Source organism: Shewanella algicola (assembly GCF_014648035.1).
Lineage (GTDB): Bacteria > Pseudomonadota > Gammaproteobacteria > Enterobacterales > Shewanellaceae > Shewanella > Shewanella algicola.
Window position 1 is genome coordinate 1 of record NZ_BMQI01000084.1, and the last position, 9,612, is coordinate 9,612.

The 9,612-nt window shown below is 44.3% G+C and carries 9 protein-coding genes; 8 read left to right on the forward strand and 1 reads right to left on the reverse strand.

Going from position 1 to position 9,612, the window contains the following annotated elements:
- Window positions 1-702 precede the first annotated feature (702 nt).
- The 3 genes from tnpA to tnpC all read left to right on the forward strand — a co-directional run bounded on the left by tnpA (window position 703) and on the right by tnpC (window position 2,953).
- Window positions 703-1,017, forward strand: a complete 315-nt coding sequence (gene tnpA / locus IEY42_RS20970; protein WP_188927145.1) for an IS66 family insertion sequence element accessory protein TnpA — start codon at window positions 703-705, stop codon at window positions 1,015-1,017.
- Entirely contained in the window at window positions 1,017-1,367 is a 351-nt protein-coding gene (gene tnpB / locus IEY42_RS20975; RefSeq protein ID WP_188927146.1) for an IS66 family insertion sequence element accessory protein TnpB, read from the forward strand. The genes tnpA and tnpB overlap by 1 nt, the downstream gene beginning before the upstream one ends.
- 86 nt (window positions 1,368-1,453) lie before the next feature.
- Window positions 1,454-2,953, forward strand: coding sequence for an IS66 family transposase (gene tnpC, locus IEY42_RS20980; RefSeq protein ID WP_188927147.1), 1,500 nt, complete (start codon window positions 1,454-1,456; stop codon window positions 2,951-2,953).
- A 6-nt stretch (window positions 2,954-2,959) separates the two neighbouring features.
- On the opposite strand, the gene IEY42_RS20985 is transcribed toward tnpC, so the two are convergent.
- On the reverse strand, window positions 2,960-3,355 hold the full coding sequence (locus IEY42_RS20985; RefSeq protein ID WP_188927148.1) for a TolC family protein: 396 nt from the start codon (window positions 3,353-3,355) through the stop codon (window positions 2,960-2,962).
- 588 nt (window positions 3,356-3,943) lie between these two features.
- Here IEY42_RS20985 and IEY42_RS20990 point away from each other — a divergent pair.
- From IEY42_RS20990 to cap3, 5 genes are all read left to right on the forward strand, one after another.
- Window positions 3,944-4,189, forward strand: a complete 246-nt coding sequence (locus IEY42_RS20990) for a PD-(D/E)XK nuclease superfamily protein (RefSeq protein WP_188927149.1) — start codon at window positions 3,944-3,946, stop codon at window positions 4,187-4,189.
- Between the two features lie 271 nt (window positions 4,190-4,460).
- Complete coding sequence (locus tag IEY42_RS20995; protein ID WP_188927150.1) at window positions 4,461-5,528, forward strand: CBASS cGAMP-activated phospholipase; 1,068 nt, start codon at window positions 4,461-4,463, stop codon at window positions 5,526-5,528.
- 13 nt (window positions 5,529-5,541) lie between these two features.
- The gene (locus IEY42_RS21000) at window positions 5,542-6,846 is read left to right on the forward strand and encodes a CBASS cGAMP synthase (RefSeq protein ID WP_188927151.1); all 1,305 of its coding nucleotides are present in this window, start codon (window positions 5,542-5,544) and stop codon (window positions 6,844-6,846) included.
- A gap of 2 nt (window positions 6,847-6,848) precedes the next feature.
- Window positions 6,849-8,603 carry an E2/UBC family protein gene (locus tag IEY42_RS21005; protein WP_188927152.1) on the forward strand — a complete coding sequence of 585 codons (1,755 nt, stop codon included), beginning with the start codon at window positions 6,849-6,851 and terminating at the stop codon, window positions 8,601-8,603.
- Window positions 8,596-9,063, forward strand: a complete 468-nt coding sequence (cap3, locus tag IEY42_RS21010; RefSeq protein WP_188927153.1) for a CBASS system CD-NTase/cGAS isopeptidase Cap3 — start codon at window positions 8,596-8,598, stop codon at window positions 9,061-9,063. The genes IEY42_RS21005 and cap3 overlap by 8 nt, the downstream gene beginning before the upstream one ends.
- Window positions 9,064-9,612 lie beyond the last annotated feature (549 nt).

A 9,612-nucleotide genomic window follows, 5' to 3' on the forward strand; every position in this document is an offset into this window, starting at 1 on the left:
GATAAGCACTTAGTAAACCAGAGCTGGCGAGTTAAGTTGAGCTATGCTGCCGTAAGCTCACAAATTTTGCATCTCCTGAGCTCTCTGCTCGTCTATTTGCCGCAAGTAATGGAGAAAATCGCTTATTAAAAGAGCTATTAATAGAAGCATTAATTCTTGCATTAAAACAAAAGAGTAATACGATCTCTATATCCCACTTAGAATCAGCTTACTCAAGGCTGTTTCCTGAACAGCCTAATTTATTCCAAATTCCAATGGAAAATTTGCAGTTGAAAGAGGTTAAAAGTCAATCTCGGATAAATTTCTCTATGAAGGTAGCTGATCAGCTTACAATAGGTCCAGAGTATACAGAGCCAATTGCGCTCAATAAAATCTTTAGTTTAAAGTGATTGAGAAGTGGGGCGTTTGGATAGTGCCTAAAAACTAGACTGATAAACCCTGGCTCAGCGACTCAGTAAATGGGTCTCAAACATCCTTACAATTCGTTCTTTGTATCCGCCTAGCAGGGCTAAGTTATAGTGATTCTCTTGCTCAATATCAGACAAGGTTGCTGGCACCTTTGATTTGGTTGATAGCGATAGAGCAGACATTTGTAGATTGAACGTAACCGTCCGGTAATCCCCACAGTAACCGTCCGGTAATCCCCACATTTAAAAACTGAAGTTGCTACGGCATTGTGTTCTTTTATTAAGGAGAACATGCATGCGATATCAACGACGAGATGTAAATACCTGGCTGGCTCTTTTTGAGCGTCAGGAACAAAGCGGGTTATCGGCGGTGGCGTTTTGTCGTCAGCATCAGATTAATATTCAGACGTTTTACGCCAGACGCAGTGACATCCGGCTTCAGCGTACCAGCAATAAGTTTGTTCACGTTAAGCGCGAAGTCACCACCTTCGAGTCGCAAGTTGAAGATGCCACTCAGACATTCGTGCTCAAGCATGCCTCTTCTACATTGAGTGTACCAGCAGACGTCAGCCCGCACTGGCTGGCTAGCCTGATGAAGGCGCTGAATTAATGAAGATGTTCGTTGAGCCTTCTGACATTTATCTTTACCTGGATAATGTCGACTTCCGTAAATCCATCAACGGCCTGATTGTGGTGGTTGAACAACAGATGGAATTAAACCCGTTCCGGGATGCGCTGTTTGTCTTCTGTAATAAAAAGCGGGATAAGTTGAAGGTGCTGTACTGGGATAAAACCGGCTTTGCCCTGTGGTATAAACGCTTGGAGAAACATCGTTTCAAATGGCCATCAGACACTGAATTACAGCACATACACCTGAGTGAGCAGCAGTTGCAGTGGTTATTGTCGGGCTTTGATGTGATAGGACACTCGCCGTTGAATTACACGACTTCCGGCTTATAACCGGTGATCATAAGCAGCAATTATCGATCACGAAATAGTCTGAATAATCCCAAGTAATCAGTACCTTAATCGGCGATAATAATCTTATGAATACAGATGATTATCAACGCCGCATCGCCGAACTAGAGGCGCTTCTTGAACAAAGAGATGCCAGAATTGCTTATTTAGAAGAGCAGTTCCGTATTGCGCAGCAAAAACAATTTGGCAAGAGTACCGAAGGCCATCCTGGTCAAGGTGAACTATTTAATGAGGCTGAAGAACTGGCAACTGAAGACGAATTGCCAGAGCAGGAAACCATCAGCTATACGCGCAATAAAGCCAAGCGTAAGCCGCTGCCTGAAGACTTGCCGCGTGAAGTCATCGTCCACGATATTCCAGATGAAGACAAAGTCTGTAACTGCTGTGCCGGTACACTGCACTGCATCGGCGAAGATAAGTCTGAGAAGCTTCAGTTTATCCCTGCTCAGGTTAAGGTGATTGAGCATGTACGACCGAAGTATGCGTGTCGCACCTGCGAAAAAGAGGGCATCAGCAACACAGTAAGGCAGGCACCGGTGCCACACAGCGTTATCTCCAAAGGTTATGCAACGCCCAGTTTGTTAAGCCAGATAATCACCAGCAAATACCAGTATGGCCTGCCACTTTACCGGCAAGAAGCCATGTTCAAACAGCACGGTATCGAACTTAGCCGCAAAACCATGGCGGACTGGATAATCCGTTGTGCTGAGCTATTTAAGCCGCTTTATGTCCAGCTTCATCAACATCTGCTACAACAACCGGTAATCCAGGCGGATGAAACTACGCTGAAGGTTGTCGATGCTGACAAAGCGACCAGTTACATGTGGCTGTATGCTACTGGTGCAGATTCACCGCAAGCGACCATTACTGGCTCGGTGATACCCAACATCGTGCTGTACGATTATCACAATAGTCGTGCTGGACGATGTGCCGTTGACTTCCTTGATGGTTATAGCGGCTATCTGCAAGTGGATGGTTATCAGGGCTACGAACAAACGCAGGCCACCTTAGTCGGTTGCTGGGCTCATGCGAGACGCAAGTTCATGGAGGCGAAAAAAGGCGCTGGCAGTAAAGGCAGTGGCAAAGCCGACTGGGCACTGAACCACATCCAGAAACTCTACCGTATAGAGATGCAGTTAAAAGAAGAGACTGCCTCAACCCGCTATACGCAACGACAGGAAAAGAGCCTACCGCTCCTAAATCAGCTTGAAACCTGGCTGACAAAATCAGCACAACAGGTGTTACCGAAAACAAAACTCGGAGAGGCAATACAGTACTGCCTTAATCAATGGCATAAACTGATTCGTTACACACTCGATGGCCATCTCGCCATCGACAACAACCGCGCAGAGCGAGCAGTCAAACCGTTCGTCATCGGCAGAAAAAACTGGTTGTTCAGCCAGACCGCAAATGGTGCCAATGCTAGCGCCATCCTCTATAGCATCATCGAAACAGCAAAGGCTAATGGCCTCAATGTGTTCGAGTATGTCATGGACTGCCTTGAGCAGCTCAGCAAACCCGAAACCGATATCGGGCAACTTCTACCATGGCAGTTTGCTAAGCGCTAGGTGGGATCACCGGACGGATACGGTTAATGCTATCTGAGCCGAGGCATTGGCAGCGCGGTTGTCCAGTAGATTGCGTTGGGACACCAACAGTTCTACATGCGCGATTGCTCCCGCCTCAAAGCGAGCTTGATCCAACAGGTAAGCTTTGCTGGCGAGTTGCTCTGCACGTGCTAAGGATTGCTGCTGCTGTGTCACAGCATTGAGCGATGTTAGTGCTTGCTCAACCTCTTTAAGTACGTTCAGTACCAGAGAGTCAAAATAGGCCACCGAAGCATCCGCTTGTGCTTCAGCTTGAGCCAACCTAGCGTGAGCCGCAGTAGTATTTGGGAAACTCCATGAAATTAAAGGTCCGATGCCATAGCTAAAACCATCACTGCCTTTTATTACATTGTTTGTGGTCAACTAAAATTGTGCAGATAGTTAGCTGATGCACCCAGTGTGATGCGTGGGTACAAGTCTGCAGTGGCTACACCAATTGGATTCAGTAACGCGCAACTCACATTAGTCGATACTTAAAACCCCAATCCCGTTTCGTTGATACTATCAAATTTACTGTAATCGTCTGCTGGTGGGGTAATAGCTTGAACGAAAGGAATGTTGGTAATTGAGTGTTCATAGCCCACTTTGAATAGATAGATTGCTGTTCCCACTTTATTACCCTGAATATTCAAAAGATATTGAGCGTGATCAATTTTGTGTTGATTTATATCTAAGTCGGTTATGAAGTTGAGTTTTTAGGAGCACTTGCAGTTAAAGAGGTTATAGGTTAGCTGCCACTAACAGGTGATGGCGTTGAAATAAGTTATCCACAGGGGCGTGTGGTATTTAACTTGAAATATCTTTGCGGCAGCATTATCTTGTGATTTAAAACTTATGCAGCACAACATATAGTGTTTACCTGTGGATTAAAAGTTCACATAACCTATAGAAAGAAAACCCCCAACGATTGTCAGGGGCTTACTTAAAGACAATCATCACCCACAAGGAAGTTTGCAGATTGCCGCTAAGTATCAGGAGACAAGCGGAACAGCGATTGAGAAGCTCGCCTATACAGCTATGGATGCCGCCAACTCTGAGCATCAGGAGTACTTGGTTGTTTGTGGCGGGCAAGAGCTACTTAAACATAACCGAGCGGTATCGTTTCTCAACTCAAGAAAAGATATGGCTCCAAAACTTCATGCACTAGAGGTAAATGAGCTTTCAGAACGTTTGCTTGGCTATTTTGATGCGGCGTAACCATTAGTTTTCTAGGGGGAAGCTATGACTCAAAAAAAATGTAAGGAATGTAAAGGCAAGAAGCATGGGCCGGTGAAGCGGATATTCGAAAAGCTGACCAAGCGGAGCTACGAGCCTCTTCAATGCCCGCGTTGTAATGGCTCTGGGTATGAACCATGACCAGCCTTGCGCGGATAGTGGTAAAAAAATACCCAAAACCAGAGTTGTGGTAAATCCGTTACCACAACTTACCCAAATTGTACTGATGTGATGGATTGAAAATGGAGGCCGCATGCCAAATCCACCTGAGAATGAACATTTTAAAAATCAAGTCCGAATTCTTAGTTTGAATGGCGGCGGAGCAAGAGGTTTATTTACTATCAGCTTGTTGGCTGAAATTGAACGAATAGTCGAAGAAAAACAAGGTATTAATGGTTTTAAAATTGGAGATTATTTTGACCTGATTACTGGTACTTCTATTGGTGGAATTCTGGCTTTGGGTTTGGCTTATGGAAAGAGCGCAAAAGAGCTGGAAGAAGTGTTTAGAAAGCAAGCAGGACATATCTTTCCTGAGCAGAAATTCCCACTATTTTTCTCAGGTTTACGCAGAAAGTATCGACTGGCTAGGCGTCCGCTTTATGACAGTAAGCCATTGGCTACAACGATAGCCAGTATGGTCGGTGAAGACAGCACTTTTAATGACCTGAAGTGTCGAGTTCTCATTCCTACAGTTAATCTTTCTACAGGTAAACCTCAGTTCTTCAAAACTCCTCACAACCCCGAATTTAACAGGGATGGCCGCCTCAAGTTAATTGATGCAGCTTTGGCTACTTCAGCTGCACCCACATATTTTGCTCCTCACTATTGTGAAGATTTGGATGCCTATTTTGCTGATGGAGGCTTGGTTGCAAATAATCCGAGTTTTATTGGCTTACATGAAGTTTTTCGCGATATGACGACAGACTTTCCTGAGGCAAAGGTTAGTGATGTCAGGATACTCAACGTAGGTACTCTGGGAGAGGAGTATAGTCTCAGCCCTTCTAGTTTGGCTGGCAAAAGCGGCTATCTAGGGTTATGGGGAATGGGGGAAAGGTTGGTCCTCAGTACCATGACGGCGAATCAGCAACTTCACAGAGCAATGTTGTTAAGAGAGTTAGCGACACATGACGCCATAGGCAATCTCGTGTATCTGGATGACACAATACCTCATGAAGCTGCAAGTGACATTACGTTGGATAACGCTTCTGAAAGCTCGCTTAGCAATTTAGCTAGCCGTGGTAGGCAATTAGCTACTGAAGAGTTCACTAAAAACAAAGCATTGGCAGATTTTTTCAAAGTACCTGCCCGCAAATTTAAATAAATCTTAGAGGAGTGTGAAAATGGCTTGGAACTTTCACCAGTACTATATAAACCGGAATGATGGCTTGATGGGTAAGTTAGTTCTTACAGACGAAGAGAAGAACAATCTTAAGGCGCTGCGCAAGATCATCCGGTTAAGAACACGAGATGTATTTGAAGAAGCTAAGGGGATTGCCAAGGCTGTGAAAAAAAGTGTTCTTACGTTTGAAATTATTCAGGAAAAGGTCTCAAAGACTAAAATCAAGCACCTGTCTGAAAGCGATCAACGAGAGGTAGCTAAGCTTATTCACGAGATGGATGAGGATGCCCGTGATGAGTTTTTGGGACTGACACCTCGCTTCTGGACTCAGGGAAGCTTCCAGTATGACACTCTGAATCGTCCGTTTCAGCCAGGTCAAGAAATGGATATTGACGATGGCACCTACATGCCAATGCCTATCTTTGAGTCAGAGCCCAAGATTGGCTATACCTTACTAGTTCTCCTTGTGGACGCCTCACTAAAGTCACTTGTAGCGGAAAATAGTGGTTGGAAGTTTGAAGCTAAGCAGACATGTGGACGGATTAAAATCGAGGGAGAGAAAACACACATCGATGTGCCTATGTATGCTATTCCTAAAGATGAGTTTATGAAAAAGCAAGTCGCTTTAAATTCAAATAGGTCATTTCTCGAAAGTGTTGGTTGTGAATCAAATGTTTATGATTCGGATGATACTGACTCTTATGAGGTCGATTCTGAAAATGTGAACCTCGCTCTTCGCGAAGGTGAGCGAAAATGGATTAATAGTGATCCCAAAATAGTTGAAGATTGGTTTAACGATAGCTGTGGACGGATTGGAAAACATCTTCGTAAGGTCTGTCGGTTTATGAAAGCATGGCGGGATGCACAATGGGATGTTGGAGGCCCATCGTCGATAAGCCTAATGGCGGCGACGGTGAACATACTTGATAGAGTTTCTCATGACTCTAGTGATCTAGGAGAGACTATGAAGATAGTTGCTAAGAATCTTCCTGGTGAGTTTGCTAGAGGGGTAGAGAGTCCTGACGATACAGATGAAAAGCCACTCTTCCCACCTTCTTATAAGCATGGCCGTCGCGAGATGGACATTATGAGCAAACTAGAGCGCTTGCCAGAAATTCTGTCATCTGCTGAGTTAGCTGACTCTAAGTCAGAGGCTTTGCAAAAGATTAATATGGCGTTTGGGAATCGTGTTAGTAATAGTGACCTTATTGTTTTGGCAAAGGCTCTACCGGCTTTCGCTCAAGAACCTAGTTCAGCCTCGAAACCTGAAAAAATCAGCAGCACAATGGTAAGCGGCTGAAAGTGAAGCAGGAATTACATCATACATTACTGGGGTGCGGATTTCGCTATACGCCGGTTAAACAAATGCCAAAAGGCATTCTGTTGGATATAAAAAGCCGGCGCAAAGGCTACTACGTAAAAGAGTACTCGACTAAAGGTGGGGTATTTGTAATTGCTTTGGTTCTGTGGAATGACCCGCACATACAGTTACCCTTTGCGTATATTCTGCAGCAACCTGAACAGTATAAAGGTCGACTACTGCCTCACATCAATTTCGGGTTTTACCTGTGTTATGTTGCTCAAATGGAAGCTGATTGGAACTCCAATGATCTAAAGTCAACTTATCAAGATGTGGATGAGCAAATACAGCTTACCTTGGATAACTCTGTAGCATCTGTAGAGAGTGGAACATCAAATGATGTTGAACTTGAAGGAGAGTTTAGTGCTTATTGGCAATCAGAAGAAGATCTCTACTTGTTAGCTAAGCCATCGAGAAAAGCTCAATTAAAGACTCACCTCGTAGAAGCTGAGCTAAGTAGTGGCTCTATCCGGAGAGAGTACGTAGCTGCTTGCTCTGAGCAAAGTGAAGAGTTAGCAAAATGGTTGAACCAAAGAAAGTTCGATGAAAGCTCCCTGCAAGAAGTGTCGATTACAACGCATTGTATATCAGTAAAGCCGAACCGTTTGGCCGGTGTAAACTGGCCTCCATCCTGCCTTCGTGAGGTGTTAAGTTGGTTGAAGCTCGTTGATTGCTCTGCGCATGCTCGGACGGTGACTCTCTTGATGGCCAAGAGGACAAAACGTCACATGTTGTTGCTTGATGTGGAGGGTCAAGATGAGTTGGCCGTTTACTTGGAGCTGAATTTGAATGTTATTGGTAAGCGGTACTTTGGTAGGAATGCCGCTAGAAAGCGGAACATAAACAATGAAGCGGCATTGTTAGGTGGCAAGTTTGTGAGTGCCAACTTTAAGCGGCTAGGTGTGACCAGAGCTGATCGAGACACTCTATTAAGTCGTAATCAACCACGACCAGACGTTGGAAATTTAAGTCAGAAGCGTATTGCTCTTATTGGATGCGGGACTATAGGTGGATATTTGGCAGAACTGCTGCTGCGTAGTGGTGCTGGCTGCGGAGAAAATGACTTCCACCTTTATGATGATGATTCTTTCAAACCACACAACTTTGCTCGGCATTCTCTGACAGCTCATAACTTTGGTCTAGCGAAATCTATAGCTTTAGCCAATAGCCTGAAGGAAGCCGTCCATATTGCGCAGAGTATCAAAGGGATTGACAGACAGTTCCCTATCCAGGCTGATGTCCTATCGAAATATGACATTGTTATTGATGCAACAGGTCGCCCACCCGTTTCCAAGCGTCTTGCGGCAGTGGTTAGGACTCTAAGCGCAGATGTTAGGCCTATGATTATTCATGCATTTAATGATGGTAATGGACGGGCTTCAAAGGTTTTGGTTGACGATGGTAGCTGTTGTTATGGTTGTATGATATCTGACCCCGCAGTTTATCGAAATAACGTAGATCTTCGTTTTGAGGGCATTGATCAGGAAAAAGAGAAGCACATAAGTTGTGGGAGTACATATACACCATATGATGCCGCAGTAAGCCATATAACGGCGGCTTTAGCTCAGGAGGCCGTATTGAATACGCTAGAGCATACTCTTCCATGGAACTATAGTGAGCATATGTTAGATGGGTCTCGCTCGAAGAAGCCGAGAACTCTAAAGCATTTCTCAGGATGTAATATTTGTGATGAGTGATGTCGAAATTGTTTTCAAAGATGAGAGTGATTGCCTTGTTGTCATTATGGGGCATGTAGTAACGTCATTACTGTCTTATCGTCAGCTCCATCATCTTACCCCTGAGTCTGCTGGTGTCCTTATAGGAGAGCGTAGAGGACAACATTTGGTTGTTTGCGATATCTCTGAACCTGGGCCTGGCGACATTCGTCAGAGGTGCCGAGTTGATCGTCGAGGAACTCATCATCAGTCACGAGTGAATGAGGCCTTTGAAAGCTCTGCTGGTACACATCTGTACCTTGGAGAGTGGCACACACACCCGGAAGATAGACCATCTCCCTCTGCGACAGATAGACATTCTTGGAGAAGAAATATTGTCTCCGACGAGTCTATGCTCTTATTGATAGTTGGTCGCAAGGGCTTTTGGCTTGGCAAGAAAGAAAGAGAGTTAATTACTGTTTTTAAGAAGATCGAATCTTAGATTTTAATTGTATGTTTTTCATTCTTATATTCTTGAAGTAGTTGCGTAGCGCCACAATTGCTACAAGACCATTCTCGTATTCGCAAGCCGGGGTGATGTGGTCATGAGAATATGGTCACGTGCTTAGAGGTTAGCCATACAAAAATTAATCCCAATCTGAATAGGTATGCCTAAGATCCAAATTCACTTTTGTCCAGGGGCATGCTAGGTCGAAATCTGTTGGCACACCTTTGCCCCTTTGCTTGTTTCGCATGGTTGAACTAACTCTGCTTGGTACTGGTCTGTTGACTTAAGTTTAGTCATGCTGGAAAGTGTCTACTATTCTAGGGACTTACCATATTATGTGCATTCTTCTGGTTTGACTAAAGAATAGCCACTATCTAAAACAAGAAGATTTGGTGTCACTAATTTAGCTTTAGCTTGCCAACATTAAAGGCATTGAATCAAATCGTATGCGGTTAAAATTCATTGACCATTCATTTACATGTGAGCTTACGGCAGCGTAGCTCAACTTATTTCAATTAACCTGATTTAATCATTGTAACTAAA